This is a genomic window from Pseudomonas sp. BIGb0176, from assembly GCF_024810175.1.
Taxonomy (GTDB): Bacteria; Pseudomonadota; Gammaproteobacteria; order Pseudomonadales; family Pseudomonadaceae; genus Aquipseudomonas; species Aquipseudomonas protegens.
In genome coordinates this window covers 1,568,473-1,592,574 of sequence record NZ_JANUEC010000001.1, presented here as the reverse complement: position 1 = coordinate 1,592,574, position 24,102 = coordinate 1,568,473, and the positions used below count along the sequence as shown (strand labels likewise).

The following is a 24,102-nucleotide window of genomic DNA, read 5'->3' as shown; positions in this document are numbered from 1 at the left end:
GCGCGGTTGCGCTGGTTAATGTAATTTCTAGAATAAATAATCGTTTAAAATCAATAGATTAAGATTGATAATTAATCCTGTTTGATTGGTTTTAGGGGGGCTCGGGTAACCGAGCCCTCCTTGCCACCCTGCCTATTGCAGCGCCGGGTCCCCGGGGTTGAGCTGCTTCCATTGCTGCATCAGTGCCTGGGCCTTGGGTTCCTGGCCGCTCTCCAGGTAGTACTGGATCAGGCTCAGGCGCGCATTGCGCTGGGTCGGCTGGCGCTGCAGCAGGGCTTGCAACTGACGGTTGGCAGCGTCCTGCTGGCCACTGTCGTGCAGGGCCACTGCCAGCACATAGGCGTACTGAGCATTCTGCGGTTCCAGCTCGGCGGCCTTTTTCAAGGCGGCCATGGCCCGGGCAGTGTCGCCCCCACGAATCAGGCTCAGGCCCCGGGTGTGCTGTAGCAGCGCCGACTCCGGGTGCTGTTGCAGGGCCTGGGCCAGCAGTTGCTGCCCCTCCTGGCTGCGGCCATTGGCTTCCAGCCACTGCCCCAGGGTCACCAGGGCCGGGAAGAAGTCGCTGTCGCGGCGCAAGGCTGCGCGCAAGTAGGGTTCGACCTCGGTGCTGCGCCCGCTGGCCTGGTAGAGCATGGCCAGGTTGAGGTTGGCTTCGGCCCGCTCCACCAGGCTCAACTGCACCGCTTCATATTCGCCAAGGGCTTTGTCCCAGGCCCCTTGAGCCGGGCCCAGGCCACTGCGCGCGGCGCCCAGCAGATCGCGAGCTGCGGTGATCCGCACGGCCTTGACCGGGTCTTGCAGCAAGGGCACCAGCAGCGGGCCACGTTCGGCCGGCGGCACCAGGGCGCTGGTGGCTCGCACCGCGCTTTCGCGCACCTGGGGGTCCGCATGCCCGAGGGCCTGGGTAGCCAGTTGCAGTGCCTGGGCACTGGGATAGTTGGCCAGCTCGGCCAGCAGGGTGGCACGCCGGATCGGTGGCAGATCGCTGCGCTGCAGTTGTTCCTGCAACGCCTGGGCTGCTCCTGGGTGGCCGCCGCGGATCAACCACAGGCTGTCGTCGTAGCGCGGTGGCTGGGGTGGGCTGTTGGCGGTCCATAACTGGAACTGCCGGCTGATGCGTTCGCCGGCCTGTTGCCCCTGGTGGCAGCCCAGGCAGGCATCGGCCGTGCCAAGCTTCTGCGCCCGCAGCGGGTTGGGCAGGCTGAAGCTGTGGTCATGGCGATAGTCATTGCCCATGTAGACCTTGCCCGGCATATGGCAGTCCACGCATTGCGCACCGGGCTGGCCGGGGGTGTGCCGGTGATGCTCGGGGGAATCGTAATCCTTGGCTTGCAACCCGCGTCCGTCGATGCCGGCTGCCGCGCTCTTGCCGGCGGGGTTGTGGCATTGCAGGCATACGGCGTTGCCCGGGGCCTTGAGCTGGGTACTGTGGGGGTTGTGGCAATTGCTGCAGCGCACCCCCTTGTCGAACATCTTGCTCTGGGCGAAGGAGCCGTATTCGAACACCTCGTCCTTGATCTTGCCGTCCAGGGCGTACAGCTCCCGGGTCAGGGCGCTGGGTAGGTAGTCATCCATCAGGCGCTGGCCGACGTGGTAGCCGTCGCCCAGGGGCGCGCGCCGCGCGTGGCAGCGGGCGCAGGTCTCAATCTCCTGGGTGGCGCTTGCGGCCTTGAGGTCCACGGCGAAGCCGGCGTTGGCCAGGGTGGCCTTGCTGGCTGTGGCCTGCAGGTGGTTTGAGGCCGGGCCGTGACAGGCCTGGCAGCCAACGCCGAGGCTGTTCCAGCGGCTGTCGAAACGCTCCTGGCTGGCGCTGAAATTGCGCTGGTAGCCGGTGGTGTGGCATTCCACACACATGAAGTTGGCGTTCTGGCTGGGCTTGCTCCAGTGCAGCGGGTTCTTGAAGTTAACGCCCTGGCCCGGATACAGGTGGAACCACTGCTGCTTGCGCGTATCCCAGGCCACGCCCAGGGCTTGCAGGCGCCCCTGGCCGACCTCGATCAGGTATTGCTGCAAGGGCTCGATGCCGAAGGTGTAGGCCACCTTGAAGTCCGCGGGCCTGCCGTCGGCGCCGGGGGTGTTGACCCAGAACTCGGCCCCGCGGCGAAACAACCGGGTGCTTTCGCCTTCGGCCTTGAAACGCTGTTCATTGAAATTGCCCAGCACCGTCTGCGGGTTGGCCTCTTGCATCGCCAGTTGATGGTGCGAGCCTTGCCAGTCCCTGGCCTGGGCCTGGTGGCAGCCCTGGCAGGCCTGTTCATCGACGTACTGGGCGGCCGGTAGCGCCGGCACGGCCTTGGGCTGGTCGGGGGGCGGGGCCGCAGCCACCTGCGGCGCCGCCAGCCGGGGCGGTTCGGCCAGCAGGAACCAGGCGAGCCCGCCGAGCACCAGCAGCAACAGCAGGGCGCCGAAGGGGAACAGGTAGCGGTGGGGCGAAGGTGCAGTTGAAGCAGGGGGTGTCGGGCGTGGGTTATTCTTCTTCGGCTTGGGCATTGCGACGTCCGTATCCAGAATGCGGTGCCTTGATCGGCACTCTCAGGCTCGATGGAGCTTTGACGGCAGCTGCCGGTCTGTCAAATCCGGGCTGTGAATCAGCCCGCAAGCCGTGACAAACAACCCGCGCCGGCGGGGCAAAGCGCCGGCTTTTGGCTATACCTTAATTTCCCCTAGCCAGTCCCTGGCTGCTGCACCTACAGGAGTTACACATGAAGCTTGCTCTGACCCTCAGCACGCTGTGCCTTGCCACCCTCGGGATGGTGGGCTGTTCCAGCAAAGTGCCCCAGCCTGACGAGTACTCCGGGTTTCTCAGCGACTACAGCCAGCTCAAGGAAGCCAAGTCGCCCTCCGGTGTGGAGGTGATGCGCTGGATCGATCCCAAGCTCAAGCTGAGCAACTACAGCAGCGTGTACATCGAACCGACCCAGTTCTACCCGCAGCCGCAGCCGACGGCGAAGATCCCCCAGAGCACCCTGACCGCCATCACCCGTTACTACGACCAGGCACTGCAGCGCGAGGTGAGCAAATCCCTGCCACTGGCCACCGGCCCGGGCCCGGGGGTGATCGTGGTGCGCGCGGCGATTACCGCAGTCACCAGCAAGACCGAGGGCCTGAAGCCCTATGAAATCATTCCCGTGGCCCTGGTGGCGGCGGCGGTGAGCACCGCCAGTGGCATCCGCGACCAGGAAACCACCCTGGCCACCGAGGCGGCGTTCCTGGATGGCAGCACCCACGCGGTGATTGCCGAAGTGGTCCGCAAAGGCACCGGCAAGCCCCTGGAAAACGACACCCAGGTGATGCAGGCCAGCGACGTGAAGAACGTCATCGACGGCTGGGCCTATGACATGCACCAGTCCTACCTGCAACTGAAGAAAAAGTGACCGACCGTTGATGGCCGCGGCATCTTGAAAGGTGCCGCGGCCATCGTTCGGTTTCAGTACTGGCTGCGCGCCAGTTTGTTGTAGTGGTAGAGCATCTGGTCGTAACCCTGGGTCACTGCGTGGTAGTCGTCGCTCAGGCGTTGCGGCTCGGCATGTTGCTGCCAGTCGCGGTGCAGGGTGTCCAGCGCCTTGAGGTACTGTTCGCCGGGCTGGGCGATCAGTTGCCAGAGGTACAGCACCTGCTCGGTGTTCTTGTCCGGCTGGCCTGTTTTCAGGTACTGCTGCCGAGCGTCCCAGGTCTGGCGCAACTGCCGGGTGACCTGCGCCAGTTGGTCCGGGGTCAGGCTTTGCTGGCGTACGCCTGCCTCGACAAATTCCACGGTGCTGCGGGCCTGGATCATGTAATCGAGCAATGCCCAGTGGGCATTGCGCCCCAGGCGTTGCTCCAGGCGCAGCAGTTGCTGGCTGCGCGGTTCGATATCCAGGGCCGGGAGCAACTGGCGCACGGCATTGGAAGCTTCCAGGTAAGCCTCGCGCTGTTGCGCCAGTTGGCGGGCAAACTCATCCAGTTGCGCCTCGGTCAGGGGCCGCCCGATGCCCATTTTGCGCATGAAGGAATCCTTGGTCAGGGCCGCGAAGGGCCCGAGCACTTGCAGATAGCGCACGGTGGCGGGGAGCAAAGGGCTGTCCGGGGCCAGGACCTGCAACTTGTCGGTGATTCTGCCGGGGCAGTTGAGGCGGTACAGCGCGTCGATGTCCTGGTGGCTGTAGGCATACAGGTCGTAGGCTTCGGGCGCCTTGGCCCGGGGCGCACCCTCGGCCATGAAGGCCTGGTGGGCCAGGCGCCAGGGCACATCCACCTGGTTCATGCAATTGACGATCGGTGCCAGGGCATTGGCCTGGGCGGTGCTCGGGCTGTCCTGGTGGTCCAGCCACAGGTCGAGGCGCCCCAGGGGCTTGCTGGCCCCGGCCAGGCCGACCAGCGTCAACCCCAGAACCAGGCCGATGGGCAGCAACCAATTGGGGTTCATGGCTGCCCCTCCTGGCCGTACCACTGGCGGGCGGTGGCCGGGGCCGTGCAGCCCTCGGCATTGGCGGGCATGCGCGCGCACAGGCGTTCGCTCCATTGCTGCAGGCCCTGGTTGGGGTTGAGCGTGCGCTGGCTGGTGAACAGCTGGAGGCTGCCCAGGCCTGCCACCAGCACCATGCAGCCCAGGCCGATCAACAGCCGCCGGCGCCAGGGAGCGGGTTTTTCCCAGGAAGCCTGGGCCTTGAGTTCGCGGCGCCGCAGGCTCGCCACCCCCAGCAGCACGGCCAGGTAAGTGGCGGCGCTGACCGGGCCGCAGAAATATCCCAGGGCACTGCTGATCAGCAGGGCCGGCAGCAGGTCGCGCAGGACCAGCACCTCACGATCCGGGTCGAGCCAGTGCGGCAGGCGTGCGCCGAGTGCCTGGTCGCGTACCCAGAGGCGGTGAGCCAGAGGCTGCCAGAGCCACCCCAGCAGGGCCCCGGCGCCGGCAAAACAGGTGCTCCAGAACAGCGTCACGCCAATGATTTCCCCCAGGCTGCCGGCTTGCGGCGCATAGCGGGCCACGGCCCCCGCCAGGCAGGCGAGGACAATGCCCAGGTACATGGGCCAGGCGTTGAAAGCGAACTCCCAGTCGCGCCAGAAGAACGGCGTGCCGCCGGGCATGCCGGCCGATACCTCGGGGTGATTGGCGTGCAGCCGCGAGCTCAGTTGGCGGCAGCAGGCCCAGTCATCGGGGCGCAGGCGCCGGGCGAAGTTGCGCCGGCGGGTGAAACTGATGGGCGCCAGCAGCAGGTAGGCAGCGCGCTGTTGCGGGCTGGCCGGTGCCTGGGTGGCCAGGGCCTGCTGGCGGGCAATGAATACCGGTGCTTCGTCACGGGCTTTGAGGCGCTCCCATTCCAGCGCCGGACAGGCGTTGTCCGCACCGTTGTGCCAGCCCTGGCCGGCACACACCGCGGCGAACCCCGGGCTGGACCAGTAGGGGCTGTTGAGCAGCAGCTCCACCAGTTGCAGGTTGAACCACTGGCCCTGGTCCAGGCTGTTCAGCCAGGGCTGCTGCTGGCGTTGCGCGTAGGCCTGGAGCAGAGCCTGGTCGTCGCGCTGGACCAGGGCGTCCTGCAGGGGCTGCAAGAGCTTTTCCTGGCACTGTTCCAGCAATGCATCGATCAGGTACTCCGGCAGTTCCAGGCGCTGCCAGGCGCTGAGCCAGTGGAACGTGGCAAAGGCCCAGGCCAGCAGCTGTTGCGATTGGTCCGGGCGTTCCACGCAGTGGCGCAACAGGCCCAGCTCGAACTCCAGCAGGCAGTCGCTCTGGATCGCCTGCTGATAGCGCAGGTCCAGTTGCTCGATGCGGATGCCCTCCAGCAAGGGGGCGACTCGCTGCGCCGGCGACAGCGGCTTTGGGCCCTGCGGCGCCTGCCCGGCCAGCGGCATCGGGTCTTCGTCCGAATGTGGATCCTGCTCCTGCATGCCCAGCCACCGGGCTTGCTCCAGCGCCGATTCATAGGCTTCGCGCAGGCGCTGGAACGCCACCGGGTCTTCATCCGGGCGGGTCTGCTTGAGCAGCCTGGCGTAGTGGCGTTTGATGGTGCGGGTATCGGCGGTGGCCGGCAGGCCGAGCAGGGTCCAGCAACTCATTGGGCGGTACGACTCCATGAAAGACCGCCGCGCCCGGGCAGTGGCGCGCTGAAACTGCGCACCCTACCGGTTTCCTGAAAAAAAGTCCCAGGCCGCATGCAACGGCCCGGGATGGTCGCTTCAGCTCACTGGCCGACGAACCAGCGGTAGTAGGGGTTGCCGCCATCGACCTGGAGCAGTTCGCGGATCTCCCGGGCCCAGGCTTCGCGGTCGCCATCATAGGCGTGCAGGCTGGCGCGGTAGAACTGCATCAGGTTGCGGCTTTCCTGGTTCATGCGCTGGCGAAACTCGGGGCTGACATTCACCAGCACCGGTGGATGGCGCAGGTTCAGCAGCTCCGGCAGAACCTGGTTGATCTCCCGTGGCCGCACCCAGGGTGCGTACTCGATGCGCGGCCGGTCATCGGTGACCGCCGGGGAATCGCCGGCAAAGCGCTGCAGGCCGTCGCGGTCGCTGACCCAGGTGGCCAGCAGCGCCTGGGCGGAATTGACCCCGACTTCCCCCAGGGCGCTGCGCACGCTGTCCTGGGCAAAGCGCCGCTCGATCCTGGCCGCATCCAGCTCGATGGGGTCCGGGGAACCCACCAGCAGCATCTCGTGGAACTCGCTGGTCCACAGGGTGGCGTAGGGGAAGACCTCGAGGAAGCTCTGCACCAGGGCGCGGGAGTCTTCGGTGTTCTGGGTCGGCAGGGGCAGCCACTGGGCCACCAGGCCCTGGGTGTTGAGGCGCCGCGCGGCCAGTTGGTAGAAGTCCCGGGAGTACAGGTTGACCACCCCGGCAGCGGAGGGCGGCGGCGGTTCCAGGGTGATCAGGTCATAGTTCTGCGGGCTGCGCAGCAGTTCCTGGCGCCCGTCCTGCAGGCGGATCTGAATGCCCGGGTCGCTGGCGGCATTGAAGTTGCCCTGGAACAGCGGCGCGGCGTCCAGTACCGCCGGTAGCAATTCCGCCACCACCCGCTGTTCCAGCCCCGGGTAGCGCAGCAGGGCCCCGGCGGTGATCCCGGTGCCGAAGCCGATCACCAGCGCCGAGCGCGGCTCGCCGTTGTGGATCAGCAGCGGCAGCAGGGCCTGGATGCGCATGTAGCGCAGTGACGGCATGGCATCGCCGGTGTTCGACACGCCCTGGATATACAGGCGATGGAAGCGCCGCTCGGGCTGGCCCTGGGTCACCACCGCCACCGTGGCGCCGCGGCCTTCCTGGTAGAAACTCAGTTCGGCGTGGCGGGCCCCGGGCAGGAGTTGCGCCAGGCGCTGGGGCGGGGTCAGCAGGGCCACGGCCAGGGACAGCAGCCCCAGGGCAACCACCCCCTGGCGCCGGCCCTTGTTCACCCCGGGGCCCTGGCGCACGGCAAGCAGGCCCACCAGCGCTGCGATCAGCGCCAGCAGCCCCAGGGTGCGCACCAGCCCCAGCCAGGGGATCAGCACGAAGCCGCACAGGGCCACGCCAATGATCCCGCCCAGGGTGTTGCAGGCCAGCACGGCGCCAACGTCGCGGCCCACTGCGCGGCCGTCACAGCACAGGCGCAGGGCCAGGGGGAAGGCCGCCCCCAGCAGCAGGGTGGGCACGAACACGATGCACAGCGCGGCCACGGCAAAGCGCCCGCTCATGCCCAGCAGCGGGCTGCCCCCCAGGCTGAGGATGAGGGCTTCGACCTGGGTCTGGGCGAGGATCAGCCAGCGCCCCAGCAGCGCCATTTCCAGCAGGGCCAGCAGCCCGGCACCGGCAATCAGCAGGCCGAACAGGCCCCAGGGGTCCCGCACCCGGTCGGCCCGCGGGGCCATCAGGCTACTGCCCAGGAACAGCCCGCCCAGGTAGGTGGCCAGGACTACCGCAAAGGCGTAGGTGCGGGTGCTCATGAACGGCACGATGGACTGCGACCAGACCACCTCGTAGCCCAGGGCCACGCCGCCGGCGAGGCTGTACAGCAGCAGGGCCAGGCGTGCCGGCCGCGGGTTGCGGGCCAGCTTTACCGGCGCGCTGGCGGGCAGGGCCTGCTGTTGTTGCAGGGCCAGGGCACCGAGGGCCGCCAGCAGGTTCAGCAGCGCGGCGGCCAGGGCGCTGCCGCGCACGCCGAGGGTGGCAATCAGCACAAAGGCGCTTAGCAGGGTGCCGGCAATTGCCCCGGCGGTGTTGGCTGCGTACAGCCTGCCACCGGCGCGGCCCAGTTGCCCCGGGTCGGCCGCCAGGGCTCGCACCAGCACCGGCAGGGTGCCGCCCATCAGCACCGCCGGGGCGCCCACCAGCAGCAGTGGCAGGCCCCAGGCCAGCAGGCCCAGGTGCAGGGCCAGTTCAGCGAAGGGCGCGGCGGCGCCGGCCAGGGCCAGGGTCGCGCCCACGGCCGTCAGCGCCACCAGCAATTCCAGCAGCGCGTACAGGCGCCAGGGATTGGCCACCCGGTCGGCCAGGCGGCCGAACAGCCAGCCGCCCAGGGCCAGCCCGGCGAAGAAGGCGCTGATACCAGTGGTGATGGCATAGACCTCGACCCCCACCACCAGGGACAGTTGCTTGATCCACAGCACCTGGAAGATCAGCGCCGCAGCGCCGGAGACAAATAACAGCAGTGCCGGAAACCACTGCATGCGGGTATCGAGGCTGTGGCTGGCAAGGTGTGGCCGCGAGAGGGGAGAACTCATGTTCCATGGCCTTATGCAGAAATCGAAATGCCCTACGGATGGGCAGGTGCCGGAGTCCCGGCGAATGCGGACTCAAGCGTAGTACAAGACTGGCGGACGTCTTCGTCGGCAAGCCGACGCCTGCTGTGTGGGGGGGAGAGGCCGCCCGGTGGGCCGGGCGGCGTCGGGTCATTGGGCCGGTTGAGCCTTCATTTTCTCGGCGATCTTGGCATCCACCGCGGCGCGGATCTGGTCGATGCTGAAGCTCGCCGGTTTCTGGCTCGGTGGGTATTCGATGAAGGTCTCGAGGAACTTCGCCGACTTGGTCACCGCCACCCCGGCCAGGTAGACGTTCTTGGTGTTCCAGTCATAGAACTGGTCGGACACCACGTCCGCCCGCTCGTAGGGGTCCATCCGCAAGTTGAGGATCTTCGGTACCCGCAGGCATACGAACGGCTCGCTCCAGACCCTGAACCCGCCGGGCTGGCGCTGCTCGCAGAACACCACTTTCCAGTTGTCGAAGCGCATCGACACCAGCACCCCGTCATCGTTGAAGTAGTAGAACTCGTGGCGTTCCCCCTTGGGCTGCTGGCCGGTCAGGTAGGGCAGCTGGTTGAAGCCGTCCAGGTGCACCTTGAAGCTGGCGCCACCGGTGGTGGGGGCCCAGCCCTTGAGCAGCTTGTCCTTGACCCCGCTGTCGCCGGCCGCCGCCAGCAGGGTGGGGAACCAGTCGAGCCCCGAGAACATCTCGTTGGAGACTTCCCCGGCCTTGACCTTGCCCGGCCAGCGAACCATCGCCGGCACCCGGTAGGCGCCTTCCCAGTTGGAGTTCTTCTCGTTGCGAAATGGCGTGGTCGCTGCATCCGGCCAGGAGAACTGGTTGGGCCCGTTGTCGGTGGTGTAGACGACGATGGTGTTGTCGGCGATCTTCAGGTCGTCGAGGGTCTTGAGCAGTTTGCCCACATCGTTGTCGTGCTCGACCATGCCGTCGGCGTATTCGTTGCCGGGCATGCCGCTCTGGCCCGCCATGGACTCGCGCACATGGGTGAACACGTGCATGCGCGTGGTGTTCATCCAGACGAAGAACGGCTTGTCGGCCTTGGCCTGCTTCTCGATGAAGGCCTGGGCGGCGGCGGTGGTTTCGTCGTCGATGGTCTCCATGCGTTTCTTGGTCAGGGCGCCGGTGTCCTCGATCTTGCCGTCGGCAAAACTGTGGATCACCCCGCGTGGCGAGTTGGCCTTGACGAAGTCCGGGTCGTCCTTGGGCCAGTAGGGGCGCTCGGGCTCCTCTTCGGCGTTGAGGTGGTAGAGGTTGCCGAAGAACTCGTCGAAACCGTGGGCGGTGGGCAGGTACTCATCCCGGTCGCCCAGGTGGTTCTTGCCGAACTGGCCGGTGGCGTAGCCCTGGGATTTCAGCGCCTGGGCGATGGTGATGTCGCGTTTTTGCAGGCCCACCGGGGCCCCGGGGATGCCCACCTTGGACAGCCCGGTGCGCAGCGGCGTCTGCCCGGTAATAAAGGAAGAGCGCCCGGCGGTGCAGCTGTTCTCCGCGTAGTAGTCGGTGAACAGCATGCCTTCCTTGGCGATGCGGTCGATGTTCGGTGTCTTGTAGCCGACCACGCCCATGGAATAGGCGCTGATATTGGTCTGGCCGATATCGTCGCCGAAGATCACCAGGATATTGGGTTTCTCTGCCGCCCCGGCAGTTGCCGAGAACGCCATCACCGCGGTCGCCACCAGGGCGGCCTTGGGTAGCCACTTGCGTATGCGAGTCATCTGACTTGCTCCTTTTTCGGGTTCGCTCGCCTGGGGCGAGCCACGTTGAGTGCTGTCCTGCCTTGCGTCTGTTGTTGCTTCTCCTGTGGTCATTGCGCTTGCTCGGGTGCCAGGGGCTCGAAGGGGTAGATCCGCCGCCATTCGGCGGCCATGTCCACCAGCGTCCAGCCGTGCTGCTGTGCTTGATCCAGGGCCTGGTCCAGGCGCCCGACCTGGGACTTGCGGTCGTAGGCCCACTCGCGCGCTGCGTCGGTGTGGTGCACCAGGGCCATGAACCGCTTGCCACTGCCGGCGGCGGTCCACTGCAGCATCTGCAGGTCGCCGTCGGAGTTGCCGAAAGCCAGCAGCGGGCGCCGGCCGATGATCCCGTCGATGCTTTCCGGCTTGCCCGGGCCGTCGTCGTTGTGGGCCAGCTTGGCGGTGCGCAGGATCGACGGCTGGCCGTCCTGGAACTGCCACTGGGTGACGAAGTTGCTGCCGATCACCTGTTCCGGCGGGATGCCGTAGGCGCTTTCGGCGAAGGCGCGCATGAAGGCGGTGTCGCCGCCGGAGACGATGTAGGTCTTGAAATCCTGGCTGCGCAGGTAGTCGAGCATTTCCAGCATGGGCTGGTAGATCATCTGGTTGAACGGCCGCCCGGTCTTCGGGTGGCGGGCCTCGGCCAGCCAGCGCCGGGCATTGTCGATAAAGGCCTCGCTGCTGATGCCGGTATGGGTGGCGCCGATGATCTGCAGCAGGCCGTGCATGCCGCTGGCGGCCAGGGCCTGGTGATCACCTTCGAGCACGGCCTGGAACGGCTGGCGGGTCTTCCACTCGGGGTGCTGGGGCGCCAGGCGCTTGATTTCGTCGAAGGCGAACAGCACCTCGAAATAGGCCGGCTGCTCGCTCCACAGGGTGCCGTCGTTGTCGAACACGGCAATGCGCTCGGCGGGTTTCACGTAGTCCGGGCCGCCCTGGGTGGTCACGGCCTGGACGAAGGCGAGAATGCCCTGCTTGCTCGGGCCGTCCTTCCACGAGGGCAAGGGGTCGCTGTTGGCCAGGGCCAGCAGCGGGGCGGCCAGCAACAGCAGAAGGAGGGGCAGGTGGCGCACGCGCCAGGGGGCTGGAAGTGTCATGGGAAATCCTTCTCGTGACGGGGGTTGAGGGGGCGCAGGCCGTGGCCTTGAGGAGGGGCTTGCGGCGTACCTTCGGCGTGCAGCGCCGGCAGCGCCTGGCGCAGTTGCTCCAGCGCCGCACCGGCGTGGGGCGCCGGGCCATAGCAGGCCTGCAGCAGGGCGCGCAGGCGCGGGCCCAGGCTGGCCAGATCGAGGCGGCCGCTGCTGCGCCGACACCACAGGTACAGGGCACCCAGTTGCGGCGGCTGCTGCTTGAGCTGGCCCGGCACCTGTTCCCAGGCCCAGGCGGCGGAGCGCTCCCAGGCGGCCTTGCGGGCGGCCCGCCAGTGTTGCCAGGCCTGCTGCCCGCGTTGCCACCAGGGGCGGCCCAGGTACAGCGCCACAACGCCCAGCGCCAGCAGCAGGGCCAGGCCGACCAGGTACTGGGAAATGCGCCAGGGGTTTTGCCGGCCCAGGGCCTGGAGATCGTCGCGGATGGAAAACACCGGTTGATAGCGGCTGGCGGCCGTGGCCTCGAAACTCAAGGCCGGCAACTCGCTGACCTGGGCCCGATGCGCCTGGCTGTTCCACCATTTGATCCGCAGCGCCGGCAGTTGGTAGTGCCCGGGGCGCTGGATCCTGTAACTCAGGCGATCGATGCGCTGGCCACCGCTGATATGCCCGCGACCGTCATCCAGGTTGCTGATGCGCGGGGCCACCGGGTAGGCCTCCAGGCCGGCCACGGCGGCCGTGTGCGGCGGCGGCAGGGACAACCCCGGCGGGCCGTCGGCCTGCAGAGTCAGTTCGCGGACCAGGGTGTCGCCCACCGCCGCTGGTGTCGCGGACAAGCGCAGGGTCTGGGTCAGGCGCAGATCATCGGCCACCAGCACCGTTTCCCCCGGGGCGAAGCCCGGCGGCTGGCTGGCGCTGAAGGCCAGGGGCGGGGTCTGCGCCGACTGTTCGGCGCTGGCCTGGGCCGGGGTGGCGCGCACCACCAGGGGCGGGATCTGGAACGAGCGGGCCTGTTGCGGGGTGATCCGGTAGCGGTAGCGCATGCCGAAGAACGGCTGCCCGTCGAGGGTCTGGTTCAAGTGCTCGGCTTCGCCGTCGGGTGCCAGCACCAGGGCCCCGGGCAGTTGCAGCTCCGGCAGGGTCACGGCCTGGGTGAACCAGGTATTGGTCAGCACATCGACCTGCAACTGCAGGGTTTGCCCGACCATCACCGAGGTATCGGGCTGCAACTGGGCCTGCACCCGCAACTGCGGCTCTGCCGCCAGCGCCTGCCAGCCCCAGAGCATCAACCCAAGCGCCACTGCCCACAGACCTCTCAACGCTACAGGGTTCATGGCGTCACCTGCGGCGTGGTGTTGTCGAGGTCCTGCAGGCTGAACTTCTGCCGCAGGAACGCCGCCGGGGAGGTGCTGAGGTTCTGCAGCCAAAGCTCGTCGCTGGCGGCCTGCTGGGTCTCGACCTTCTTGCTCTGGCCCTTGCCCGCAGGCTTGTCGAACTTGATGGCATCGGGCTTGACCTCGGGGGCGTTCTGCTGCGCGCTCTCGGTGTCTTTTTTCAGCGCCTGGGCCAGGGCCAGGTTGGCGCGGGCCTCGGCAAACCGGGGCTGCAACTTCAGGGCTTGCTGATAGGCGGCGATGGCCTCGTCGAACTTGAAGCGCCGCACATGGATATTGCCCAGGTAGAAATACGCCGCGGCGCTGTCCAGGCGGGCGAAGCTGGCCAGGGCCAGGTCGAAGTCCGCCGCTTTATAAGCCGCGATGCCTTTCCAGTAGGGGTCGGTGAACAGCGCGGCGGCGGCCGGGTAGTGGCCGTGTTCGAAGGCCCAGCGGCCTTGCTGGTCGGCGCTGAAGAAGGCGTCGGCCAAGGTATTGGCCCGGGCCGTCGGCGCTTGCAGGCTCAAGCCCAGGCCCAGCAGCAGGGCACCCAGCCAGTTCAGGCTCCAGCCGCGGCGCACGCAGCAGAACGCCAACAGCAGCAGTGGCCAGCACAGCCAGTAGCCGGCGTCTTTCCATTGCAGTTGCCGGTCGGGGGCGCTGGCCGCGGTGAAATGCTGCTGGGCATGCAACTGCACCCAGTCCAGGTCGTCGTCATTCAGGGTCAGGCTGCCCAGGGGCGCGTCGCTGGCGGCGGCCAGTTGCTTGAGCGCGGCGCTGTCGAAACGCCCCAGTTGCGGGCGGCCGTCACTGTCGGTGAGCGGCTGGCCGTTGGCGTCGCGGATGATCCCGCCGTCGCTGCTGCCGGCCGCGAGGATCAGTACCTGCAAGGGGCTGTCGGCCAGTTGCTGTTTGATCGCCGCCAATTGCGAGGTGTCGGCGCCGTCGCTGATCAGCAGCAGGCTGCCGGGGCTGTGCTCGGCCTGGAGCAGGCGCTGGGCTTGCCGGATCACCCCCAGCACATCCTTGCCCGGGCGCTGGATCAGATCGCTGCCCAGGGCCTGGATGAAGCTGTCGAGCAAGGCCGGGTCGTCGCTGGCCGGCAGTACCAGGTGGGCGCTGCCGGCGTAGGCGATCAGCCCGGTGCGGGCGCCACGGCGTTGCTGCACCAGTTGCTGCAGCTTGTGCTTGGCGGCCTCCAGGCGGCTGGGCGGCAGGTCGCTGGCGTTCATCGAGGGGGACAGGTCGAGGGCGATGATCAGCGGTGCGCGGTTGTGCAGGAAATCCGGGCGGTCCTGTTCCCAGGTGGGGCCGGCAGCGGCCAGGGCGCCCAGCACCAGCAGCGCGCTGAGCAGATGCACCGGCCGCAGGCGCTGGGAGTCCTGCGGGGTGACCAGCAGGTGCGTCAGCAGGTGTGGGGCAATGGTGCCCCGCAGGCGGGCCTGCAGGTCATGCCGGCGCTGCCAGAGCCAGGGCAGCAAGGCCCCGGGAATGATCAGCAGCAGCCACAGTGGGCGCAGGAGGTGCAGGTCGCTGAGGTTGATCTGCATTTCAGGCCTCCTGCGGCGGGCGAACCCGGTTCGGGCGCAGGCGCGGCGCCAGCCAGGCCAGCAGGTGATACAGCACCAGCAGGCCCAGGGCCGCGCCCAGGGGCCAATGGAACAAATCGCGCTTGGGCTGGTGGCGCAGGGTCTGCACTTGATGGGGGGTGAGGCGGTCGAGGGTGGCGTAGACATGGTCCAGGGCGCTGCGGTCCTCGGCGCGGAAGTAACGGCCACCGGTGGTCCGGGCGATCTGCTCCAGGGCCGACAGGTCGACCTTGGCTTCACCTTCGGCGCTGGGGTCCCCGATGCCGATGGTATGGATCACTACGCCTCTGGCTGCGGCCATGGCGGCGGCGTGTTGTGGGGTGATGGCGCTGCTGGTGTCGTTGCCGTCGGTGAGCAGGATCAGCACTTTTTCTGGTTCATTGGCCTGTTCCAGCAGCTTGAGCGCCAGGCCAATGGCGTCGCCAATCGCGGTGTTGGGCCCGGCCATGCCGATCCCGCTGTCTTCGAGCAGCAGGCTCAGGCTGGCGTGGTCCAGGGTCAGGGGCGCCTGGGCAAAGGCGCCGCTGCCGAACACGATCAGCCCCAGGCGATCGTCCTTGCGCCGCTGGATAAAGCCCTGGACCACTTCTTTCACTGCGCTCAGACGGTCGATCCGCTGGCCGTTGGCGTCGTTGAAATCCTGGGTCTGCATCGATTGCGAGAGGTCGATGGCGAGCATCAGGTCGCGTACCGGCCGCTGCTGTTCGAGGGGAGGCTCGACCCACACCGGCCGTGCCACCGCCAGCACCAGCAGGGCCCAGACCAGCAGGTTGAGCAGCAACTGCCCGCGGTTGCGGCGGCTGCCGGACGGTTGCGGCGCCTGGCCGACCGCGCGGCTCATGGCGGCGAAGAACGGCACCCGGACCGCGCTGCGGGCCTCGCGGTAGGCGGGCAGCCAGCGGTAGCCGAACCAGGGCAGCGGCAGCAGGAGCAACAGCCAGGGAGAGTCAAGCTGCCACATGATGCTGCTCCACCCAGGTGCGGCACTGCTCGAACAGCTGTTGTTGCTGTGCGGGCGACAGGGCCTGCAATTGCGCCTGGGGAGCGTAGGCCAGCAGGGCCAGTTGCTGGCTGAAATCCTCGGGCAGCGGTAGCGGGCAATGCTGTTGCAGAAAGGCCTGCCAATCCGCCCCTCGCAGCCCCGCCACCCCCCGCGGGCCTGCAGGCGCTGGCTTGCCCGTGAAAGCGCGGGTGGCTGTGGCAAGGGCTTCCCCGGCAAGCCGGCGCCCACGGGATGCGTGGGGGGCGGGGGGCATGGACAGGGCCACGCGCTTGAGCAGTTCGGGCAAGGCGCGCAGGGCATGGATGCGCTCGTCGCTGGCTTGCAGCCGGGCCAGTTGTGCCAGCGCTTCGCGCCGATAGGCATCCCGGCGCCAGCGCCAGTAGCGCCGGGCGCCCCAGGCCAGGGCGCCGAGCAGCAGCAGGGCCAGCAGCACGGCCCAGCCCCAGGTCTGCGGCAGGTAGGCGGGCGGTGGTGGCAGGGGCATTTCCTGCAACTGGTCGATGCTGGGGAGGGTCGGGTTCATCGCCGCGGCGTTCCCAGCCTGCCCAGCTCGCTGCGCAGTTGTCCCAGGGCCTCCTGGGCCGTGCTGAACATCATCAGCGGCACCTGGCTGCGGCGCAGCAGGCTGGCCACGTCCTTGAGCCGGCCACTGAGGAAGTCCCCCAGGGGCCGGTGCACCTGGCGCTGCTCCACCGCCAGTTCCACTTGCAGTTGGCCCTGGGTCACCAGCAGCCGGCCGTTGTGCGGCAGTTCCAGGGCCAGGGGGTCATAGACCTGCAGGGCGATCACGTCGTTGTGCCGGGCCAGTTGGCGCAGGTACTGCAGGGTGCGCGGGCTGGTGCCGGCGAAGTCGCTGACGATACAGACCAGATGGTCGTGGGCGGCGAGGTTCAGGCATTGCTGCAGCACCCGGTCCAACTGCGCGTCGCCCTCATGGTCGGGGTTGCCGGCGTGCAGTTGCTGGTTGTGCTGGACGATCCGGCTGCACAGGGCTTCCACCCGCTTGCGGCTACGCAGCGGGGCGAGGCTGTCGATGTCCTGGTCGTTGAACACCAGGCCGCCGACCCGGTCACCGGCCTGGAACACCATCCACGCCGCCAGCGCCGCCAGTTCTGCGGCCAGGGCCGACTTGAAGGCCCGCCGCGAGCCGAAGAACATCGACATGCGCTGGTCCACCAGGATCAGCGCCGGGCGGTCGCGCTCTTCGGTGAAGGTACGCACCACCGCCTTGCCGGTGCGCAAGGTGGCGCGCCAGTCCAGGTGACGCAGATCGTCGCCGGGCTGGTAGCGGCGCAGTTCGTCGAAGTTCAGGCCGCGCCCGCGCAGGCGCGAGGCGTGGTTGCCGGCGAGGATGCTGGCTTGTGGCTGGCGGGCGACAAAACTCAGGGAACGGGCCTGGAACTCCAGGGCCATCAGCTGGCTCAGGGCGACATAGACCTGCCCGTCGGCTTCGTGCAGTGGCGTTGCCATGGCGGTTCTCCTCAGGCCGGGATGGCCACGCTGTCGAGCAGCAGGTCCAGCACCTGGTCGGCGCCGACGCCGTCGGCCACCGCGTCGTAGCTCAGTTGCAGGCGGTGGCGCAGCACCGGGTGCAGCACCCTGCGCACGTTGTCCGGGCTGACGAAATCCTCGCCCTGCAGCCAGGCATCGGCGCGGGCGCAGCGATCCAGGCCGATGCCGCCCCGGGGGCTGGCGCCGATGGCGATCCAGCGCCCCAGGTCCGGGTGATAGTCGGCGGGGTGGCGGGTGGCGTTGACCAGGTCGATCAGGTAGCGGTCGATGGCCGGGGCCACGGCCACCGCGCCGACTTCGCGGCGGGCATCGAAGATCACCTGCTGGGACAAGGCAAAGCCCGGCACCCCGGGCGTGGCGCTGCCCAGGGCCTGTTCCTCGGCGCGCAGCAGGCGCAGCACCTGGCTTTCGTCCTCGGGCTGGGGGTAGTCCAGCAGCACCTTCATCAGGAAGCGGTCCATCTGCGCTTCCGGCAGGGGGTAGGTGCCTTCCTGCTCGATGGGGTTCTGGGTCGCCAGGACGATGAACAACTCGGGCAGGGCATGGCTGGTGCCGGCCACGGTGATCTGCCGTTCCTCCATGGCTTCCAGCAGCGCTGCCTGGACCTTGGCCGGAGCGCGGTTGATCTCGTCCGCCAGGATCAGATTGCCGAACAGCGGCCCGGGCTGGAAGCGGATCTGGTTCTGCCCCTGTTCCTGGTGCAGCACTTCGGCGCCGGTGATGTCCGAGGGCAGCAGGTCGGGGGTGAACTGGATGCGCCGCATGCTGGCCTCCAGGTGCCGGGCCAGGGCCTTGACCGTGCGGGTCTTGGCCAGCCCGGGCAGGCTTTCCAGCAGTAGGTGGCCGTTGCCCAGCAGGCCGATGACGATCTGCCGCATCACCGCTTCCTGGCCCAGCACCGCTTCGCTGATGCTGGCTTGCAGGGCCTGTATATCGTTACGTGCGCTCATGCTCGGTTCCTTGTGCATAGCCATTACCAGGGGGCCGCCACGACCACGTAGCGCAGGCTGCCGCCGATGTATTGCGGCTGGTACCAGGTGTTGCCGCAGTGTTGGTAGGCCACGCCGCTGGCCACCACCGAAACGCAGTCCGGCGGCACGCTGTCGACCTGGGTGCCGATGGCGAATGCCGCGGCGGTGGTGGCGCCGACCACCGCCGCTGCGGCCCAGGGGTGGTACCAGTCGTCGCCGTGATCGGGTGGTGGTGGCGGTGGCCCGGGCGGCCCCGGATAAGGCTGGGGCCCTGGCCCTGGATAGGGGTGTGGCTCAGGGCCCGGGCCGGGATAAGGATGCGGGCCGGGCCCTGGTCCTGGCCCGGGATGGGGCTCGGGATGCGGCCCCGGTTGCGGTGGCTGGGGCATGGGATGCGGCTGGGGCATGGGCCTCGGCGCCGGGCCGCCCCCACCGTGGGGCACGACGAAGGTGCGGGCACCGCCGCCACCGCCGCGCAATTGCCAGGCCTGGGCCGCCGACACTTGCAGCAGGCCAAGGGTCAGGACGCTGCACAGCAACCAGTGATTGCGCTTCATGGCTGTACCTCCCCCTGTGCTGCGCTGCGCTCCAGGCGCCGCAATGGCACCTGCGTGGCGCCGGCCGGGGGCTTGAAGGCGAAGCTTGCGGCACCTGGCGCCGGCTTGAGTTGCCAGCGGTAGTCGACACTGTGGCGCGGCTGCTCGGGGCTGTCGCGGCGGCTGATGACCAGGCGGCAGGGCAAGGGCCGGGGCCCTTCGCGCAGCCACAGCTGCCAGTCGATGTCGCTCTGGCGGAAGGCGTAGTGGGCGCAACGCTGGTCGCCCAGGGTCTCGCTGGCGATGTACAGCGCCGACGTCAGGCCGACCTTCTGCGCGGTGTCGGCGTCCCAGCGGAACAGGTCCGCCAGGGGCAGTTCGATGCCGTAGCTGTCGCTCAGGCGCTGTACCAGAGCGTCGATGCTGGCGGGCGCCGGGGCTCGGGCATAGTAGGGGCCGCGGCTGTCGTAGAGGGTGAAGGCTTCGCCGTCGTAGTACAGGCTGCGCCGCGCGCCCTGGCTTTCGACACTGACCCGCAGCCTGTCGGGCCGCTGAGCCAGCAGTTCGGTGTGGTGGCGAAATTCCACGGCCTGGCCGCTTTCCAGCAACTGGTCGGTGACGCTGTCGGCCTGGATCGCGAACTCGCGCAGGCTGCGCAGGTAGCTGCCCATCTGCTGCAGGGCGCCGAGGGCACGAGGTTCCAGCTCATCGGCGGCGTGCAGCGGGGTACCGGCCCAGAGCAGGCCGAGCAGGGCGACAAGGACCCTTGGATAAGGCGGCATGGCGCACTCCTGTCAGAAAAAGGCCAGGGTCAGGTTGACGCTGACGCCGTTGCCCTCGGGGCGGTTCTTGGTGTCGAACTCGGGGATCCAGCGCGCGCTGATGTTGGCCTGGGCGTCGGCGAACTTGCCGCTCCAGCCCAGGGTCGGCCCGGCGCCCACGGAGCGCCCGCGATAGCCGTTGAGTCTGTCTGCGGTGGGGCCCTGGTCGTCGCTGATCTGCTGGATGTAACCGACCACCAGCCCGGCGTTCCAGCCGCTGCCGAAGCCGTGGGTCCACAAGCCATCGAGGCGCAGGATGTCGCCGTTGCGGTAGTCGGCGGCGTCGTTGCGGGTGTAGAACTCCAGGGCGCCCATCAGGCTGAATTCGCCGCCCTTGCCGTCCAGATGGGTGAAGGCGATGGTCGGCATGAAGGTGTAGTTGTTCTGCCCGGGGTTGGCCAGGCGGTTGTCGTTGTAGGCCCCAGTGGGCACGTAGATCGGCAGCGACAGGGCGATATGGTCGCGCTCGTTGATGTGGTAGCCGGCGGCGATCGGCGTGACCAGCAGGTCGGCGAACTGGGTGCCGCTGTCCTGGGTACCCACCGTGCGCCCGCGGGGGCCGGTGAGGCTGGCCTGGATGTCGGTGTACTGCACCGGCACGCCGATGGCCGAGGCGTAGTTCCAGCGGCCCTTGCCGGTGTCCCAGACCCGGGTGAAGTTGCCCATGGTGTAGGACACCTTCATTTTCAGCCCCGAGCTGAGATCGCCGATGATCGGCACCTGGCCGCTGCCCTTGAGCTCGCCGTCGTAGTAGATGCTGGTCAGGGACATCACCCAGCCCGGTTCCGGGGGGATGATCCCGGCATTGGAGTAGATCTGCTGGCCGGTGATGGGCCGGCCGACCCCGCCTTCGGCGGCATGCAGCAAGGGGCTGGCCGCCAGCAGGCAAAGGGCCAGGGATGAACGCAGGGGCGAAGGGCTGGGCATGACGGGCTCCGCTTATTGTTGTTCAGGGGCGACCGGCGTCAGCGGCGGCATCTTCCACTGGCCGTTGCTGACGTCGGGTTTGGGCAGGTAGATCCGCAGCACCCCGTAGAAGGGGCCGTCGGGGGCCGGCAACCAGTTGCTTTGCAGCTCCTTGGCCGGCGGCTGGTGCTGCACATGGAGGGTCAGGCCGCCGTCGGCGTCGGTTTTCAGCGAGGGCAGCATGCGTGAGTTGATCAGGTAGCGTTGCAGCGGGTTGGCCACCAGCAGCTTGCTCTTGCCGTCGTACATCGTCAGCGACCAGAAGGCATTGGCCGGGGGCAACTGGCCCTTGGCGAAGTGCAGGCGGTAGCGGTGCTGGCCGGCGTTGAGCGGCTGGCCCTGGTCATCGACGAAGTAGCCGATATAGCTGGCCTCTTCGGCGGAGTTGCCGAAGATCCCCATGTTGGCCCCGGCGTAGCGGTACAGGTAATTGTCCTGCAGGTGCTGGCGGCTGCCGAACAGGTCGCCACTGGTGATCTTGTGGGTATCGACCTGTTCTTTCTTGAAGGCGGCGAATTCGGCCTTGCCGTCGCTGATCCCGTCTTCCAGGGCCTGCTTTTGCGCGCTGCCCAGCTCTTTGAGGGGGAAGGGCTGGCCGGGAATGATGCCGATGCTGGCCAGGCGTGCCAGCAGGTCCTTTTCCTCGGGCTGGGGCTGGGCGAAGGCCAGCATGAAGTTCAGGTAGCCGAACAGTTCCGGGCTGTCGCTCATGGTGGCGGTGGGCGGGGGCCAGTGGATCGCTGCCGGCGCCGGGGGCGGCGGCCGGCCGAGGAACTGGCTCAGCGCCTGGACCTGGTAGCTCTGCTGGATCTTCTGCACCTGCTCCAGGTCTTTTTCATGGAACAATTGGGTGCGGTACAGGGCGTAGACGATGTTGCTTTCACTGTGCAGCACCTTGTCGATACCGGCTGGCGTGGGGCCTTGCCAGTCAGGCCCAGCGATCAGGTAGTGGCCGCCCTGGTTGCCGGTGCTGCGGGTGCCCAGGTAGTCGAAGTTCTGGGTGTAGAGGTCGATCAACTGCACCGAGTAGTAACGCTGGGCATCGATGGCCGGCAGGCTCAGTACCTGGGGTTCGGCCCGCAGGTCGAGCCAGGCGAAGGAGTAGGGGGTGTCCGAGTTGGGGGTGACGAAGGCCGTGTCCTTGGGACTGAAGACCTGGGCGGTACCGCCGATGCGGTTGAACGGTGCCTTGAAGTTGGGCCCCCCCTGATCCACGGCCTGGGTGTAGAGGGTCTTGTACATCTCCACCACCGGAAAGCCGTAGAGGTACGCCTGCTTGGCGATACCCCGGGCCTGCTCCGCGGTCGCGCTGAAGGCGCCCAGGGACGGGCCGCTGAGGGCCAGCGTCAAGACCCCGAGCAAGCTGGGCATCACAGCCTTGATGATCATCGTACGAATCCTTGCGCCAAAGTCAGGGGGCAGGCGTTACTGCACCAGGGTGATGTCATCGAGTTTCCAGCGCTTGTCGAAGTAGGCCTCGGTGGGGGCGTAGAGCCGGAAGTAACTGAACCAGTGCTGGCCCGGCAGGGTCTGCACCCAGTTGCTTTCCAGGCCCTTGGGGGCGCTGGGGCCGAAATACAGGTCCAGGGAGCCGTCGGGGTTTTTCTTCAGGTCCTGGCGCGATGACAGATCGGCCTTGCGCTGCGGGTTGTCGATCAGGCAGCGGCTGGCACTGTCGTAGACGGTCAGCGACCAGAACTGCCTGGCCGGCGGGTTGCTGCCCAGGTGCAGGCGATAGTGCTTGCCGCCGTCCAGCCACTGGCCGTTGTGGTCGGTGTAGGCGCCGAGGTAGGTCTGGCCCAGGCCCGGGGTCTTGGACACCATGCCCTTGGTGTTGGTGACCGCTTCGTAGAACCAGGCGCTGCGTTCCCACAACTGGTCGTAATAGGCTACGCGCTGGGACGGGTCGGCGATGTTCAGCACCTTGTCCCATTGCCGGTCTGGCCAGTACTGGGCATCGGCGAAGCGCTTGGCGAAGGTATTGGCCTGGGCGATCAGCTCACCCATGCGCGCGCCCTGTTCCAGGGCCTGGCGCTGGTGCTCGTTGGGGTTGAAGGGCTTGTCCTTCTCGATGCCGAGGCTGGCGAGCATGGCCATGTAGAAGCGGTCGCGCTCGTTGACCGGCTCCTGCTGGATGATCTGGTGCAGGCGCTCCCAGTAGGCCATGCCCCGCGGCTGGGTGCCGGACCAGGGCTTGCCGCCAGGGGACATCAGGCGGGTCGCCGGCGGCGTCGCGCGCTGGGCGTAGGGGTACATCTTGAATTGCTGCACCAGCGCCTTGCCCTTGGCCGGGTCCGGGTCGAGCACGCGAAAGCCCACCAGCACGTTCATGGTTTGCGACTTGGCCAGGTAGTACTGGTCGGCGTCGGAAGGTTCCGGATGGCCCGGCGGCAGCACCAGGTACTTGCCGCCCTTGCCCTGGTCCGGGCCGGTCTGCCCCATGTCGGTGATTGCCCGTTGCCAGAAGTCGCCGACTCCACCGGCGGTGGGGCCGGGGGGCAGCTCGACGACCATCGGCCCGGTCTGGTTGAGGTCGACAAAACCCAGGATGTAGGGCGTGGTGGCGTTGGCGGTGATCACCCCGAGCTTGTCTTCGTAGCTTTCCAGGACCATCAGGTCGCCATTGCCGGCGTGCAGCTTGTCGCGAAATTCCCCCTGCCACTGGGCGTAGGACACCAGCGGCAAGGCCCACAGGTAGCTTTGCGTGGCCTGCTGGAAGTCCAGCTCGGCAAACAGCCCGGCAATGGCGGCCCGGGCCGGCAGTTCGCCATCCATCTTGATCGCCGTCAGGCGGCTGTTTTGCGGCTCGGGCTGGGCGCCGACCCCGCAACTGGCGGCCAGGAGCAACAGGCTGAAACCGGCAGTGCGCAGTAGTGGCTGCATGGCGCGTCCTTATTTTCCGAAAGTGACATTGATCCCGGCGAACAGGGTGAACTGGGGCATGCCGTCGCCTTTGCGCTCCACGGTCCACTGCGGCTCGACGAAGGCGTTGAGAATGTTGTCACCGGCTTTCCAGGCCTTGCCCACCCCCAGGCCGATGGGGATGTAGTGGGTGTTGTTCTTCAGGTCGAAGGTCCAGGTGCCGGTGGAGCGCAGGTACCAGCCCCGGGGCAGGTTGTGGATGATGAAGGGCTGCAGGGTGGCGCTTTCGACATGGGCGCGGTCATGGTCGCCGGCGAATGAACTCTGGTACTGCACCAGGGCCCCCAGCAGGCCCCGGGGCGAGGCATCGATGGCCACTGCGGCCAGCCCGGCCTGCCATTTGCCGGTGCCCAGTTCGTCCTGTTCGGCGGTGGGTGCGGTGATCTGCGGGCCGATGCCCAGCTGCACGCCGTCGGTCTTGAGCAGGAAGATATCGAACAGGTTGAGGTCGCCGATGCCGGTGCTGTAGCCGTGGTGCGGATCGGGGCGGGTACTGACCGGCAGGGTGGCACGCAGCAGCTGGGGGACGCCGATGAAATCCGAGGGAGCGATGGGCAGGGTGCCCCGCAGCAGGGTGTCGTTGGTGTGGGCATTGCTGTCGTACAGGCGCGGGGTGTAGTAATCCTGCAGGTTGAGGCCGGGAGCAAGGTTCAGCGGGTTGTTGCTTTTGTTGGCGGTTTCCGCGTTGTCGGCCAGGGCCGGCAGCGATGAGCTCAGGGCGACTACGGCCCAGACGGCGGGCGCAAAAAATGCTCTGGACATGCAGGTTCAATCCTTTTACGAACGGTCACCGAGCGGCACTTCTTGAGCCGTGGGTCAACTGATAGTGTTTCTCTCTAATACCCGTAGGAATTGTCTGATGACGCTAGCAGCTAA

General features: G+C 67.5%; 19 protein-coding genes. 1 reads left to right on the top strand and 18 read right to left on the bottom strand.

The features are described 5' to 3' along the window. Positions 1-132 precede the first annotated feature (132 nt). Positions 133-2,490 (bottom strand): multiheme c-type cytochrome, encoded by a 2,358-nt coding sequence (locus M2395_RS06730; RefSeq protein ID WP_123430845.1) that lies wholly within the window; start codon positions 2,488-2,490, stop codon positions 133-135. Positions 2,491-2,702: 212 nt separating this feature from the next. Here M2395_RS06730 and M2395_RS06725 point away from each other — a divergent pair, with 212 nt between their 5' ends. After that, entirely contained in the window at positions 2,703-3,374 is a 672-nt protein-coding gene (locus tag M2395_RS06725) for a DUF3313 domain-containing protein (protein ID WP_011061129.1), read from the top strand. A 53-nt stretch (positions 3,375-3,427) separates the two neighbouring features. Here the strand turns inward: M2395_RS06725 and M2395_RS06720 are convergent, their stop codons facing one another. From M2395_RS06720 to M2395_RS06640, 17 genes are all read right to left on the bottom strand, one after another. After that, positions 3,428-4,405 carry a DUF3829 domain-containing protein gene (locus M2395_RS06720; protein ID WP_077934057.1) on the bottom strand — a complete coding sequence of 326 codons (978 nt, stop codon included), beginning with the start codon at positions 4,403-4,405 and terminating at the stop codon, positions 3,428-3,430. Beyond that, positions 4,402-6,039: a molecular chaperone DnaJ gene (locus M2395_RS06715; protein WP_123430844.1), complete on the bottom strand. Its 1,638-nt coding sequence runs from the start codon at positions 6,037-6,039 to the stop codon at positions 4,402-4,404. Before M2395_RS06715 ends, M2395_RS06720 begins: the two co-directional genes overlap by 4 nt. Positions 6,040-6,164: 125 nt before the next feature. Beyond that, positions 6,165-8,672: a fused MFS/spermidine synthase gene (locus M2395_RS06710; protein WP_123430843.1), complete on the bottom strand. Its 2,508-nt coding sequence runs from the start codon at positions 8,670-8,672 to the stop codon at positions 6,165-6,167. Positions 8,673-8,840: 168 nt separating this feature from the next. Next, a complete protein-coding gene (locus M2395_RS06705) occupies positions 8,841-10,427 on the bottom strand; it encodes an arylsulfatase (protein ID WP_011061132.1) in 1,587 nt (528 codons plus the stop codon). An 89-nt stretch (positions 10,428-10,516) separates the two neighbouring features. Further along, complete coding sequence (locus tag M2395_RS06700) at positions 10,517-11,542, bottom strand: HAD family phosphatase (RefSeq protein WP_123430842.1); 1,026 nt, start codon at positions 11,540-11,542, stop codon at positions 10,517-10,519. Beyond that, positions 11,539-12,867, bottom strand: a complete 1,329-nt coding sequence (locus tag M2395_RS06695; protein ID WP_123430841.1) for a BatD family protein — start codon at positions 12,865-12,867, stop codon at positions 11,539-11,541. The genes M2395_RS06700 and M2395_RS06695 overlap by 4 nt, the downstream gene beginning before the upstream one ends. Continuing rightward, positions 12,864-14,456 carry a VWA domain-containing protein gene (locus M2395_RS06690; RefSeq protein WP_123430840.1) on the bottom strand — a complete coding sequence of 531 codons (1,593 nt, stop codon included), beginning with the start codon at positions 14,454-14,456 and terminating at the stop codon, positions 12,864-12,866. Before M2395_RS06690 ends, M2395_RS06695 begins: the two co-directional genes overlap by 4 nt. A gap of 1 nt (position 14,457) precedes the next feature. Further along, positions 14,458-15,456: a VWA domain-containing protein gene (locus M2395_RS06685; RefSeq protein ID WP_123430839.1), complete on the bottom strand. Its 999-nt coding sequence runs from the start codon at positions 15,454-15,456 to the stop codon at positions 14,458-14,460. After that, positions 15,443-16,021, bottom strand: coding sequence for a DUF4381 domain-containing protein (locus tag M2395_RS06680; RefSeq protein ID WP_123430838.1), 579 nt, complete (start codon positions 16,019-16,021; stop codon positions 15,443-15,445). Before M2395_RS06680 ends, M2395_RS06685 begins: the two co-directional genes overlap by 14 nt. Beyond that, on the bottom strand, positions 16,018-16,968 hold the full coding sequence (locus M2395_RS06675) for a DUF58 domain-containing protein (RefSeq protein ID WP_123430837.1): 951 nt from the start codon (positions 16,966-16,968) through the stop codon (positions 16,018-16,020). The genes M2395_RS06680 and M2395_RS06675 overlap by 4 nt, the downstream gene beginning before the upstream one ends. 11 nt (positions 16,969-16,979) lie before the next feature. Continuing rightward, positions 16,980-17,960 (bottom strand): MoxR family ATPase, encoded by a 981-nt coding sequence (locus M2395_RS06670; RefSeq protein WP_077934067.1) that lies wholly within the window; start codon positions 17,958-17,960, stop codon positions 16,980-16,982. A 23-nt stretch (positions 17,961-17,983) separates the two neighbouring features. Beyond that, positions 17,984-18,538 carry a hypothetical protein gene (locus M2395_RS06665; RefSeq protein WP_202602894.1) on the bottom strand — a complete coding sequence of 185 codons (555 nt, stop codon included), beginning with the start codon at positions 18,536-18,538 and terminating at the stop codon, positions 17,984-17,986. Further along, positions 18,535-19,299: a DUF2092 domain-containing protein gene (locus tag M2395_RS06660; RefSeq protein WP_123430836.1), complete on the bottom strand. Its 765-nt coding sequence runs from the start codon at positions 19,297-19,299 to the stop codon at positions 18,535-18,537. Before M2395_RS06660 ends, M2395_RS06665 begins: the two co-directional genes overlap by 4 nt. Positions 19,300-19,311: 12 nt before the next feature. After that, the gene (locus tag M2395_RS06655) at positions 19,312-20,265 is read right to left on the bottom strand and encodes a transporter (RefSeq protein WP_019095220.1); all 954 of its coding nucleotides are present in this window, start codon (positions 20,263-20,265) and stop codon (positions 19,312-19,314) included. 12 nt (positions 20,266-20,277) lie between these two features. After that, complete coding sequence (locus M2395_RS06650) at positions 20,278-21,675, bottom strand: DUF1254 domain-containing protein (RefSeq protein ID WP_233447084.1); 1,398 nt, start codon at positions 21,673-21,675, stop codon at positions 20,278-20,280. A gap of 54 nt (positions 21,676-21,729) precedes the next feature. Further along, positions 21,730-23,187: a DUF1254 domain-containing protein gene (locus tag M2395_RS06645; RefSeq protein WP_123430834.1), complete on the bottom strand. Its 1,458-nt coding sequence runs from the start codon at positions 23,185-23,187 to the stop codon at positions 21,730-21,732. 9 nt (positions 23,188-23,196) lie between these two features. Then, positions 23,197-23,988 (bottom strand): hypothetical protein, encoded by a 792-nt coding sequence (locus M2395_RS06640; RefSeq protein ID WP_072441943.1) that lies wholly within the window; start codon positions 23,986-23,988, stop codon positions 23,197-23,199. Positions 23,989-24,102: the final 114 nt, after the last annotated feature.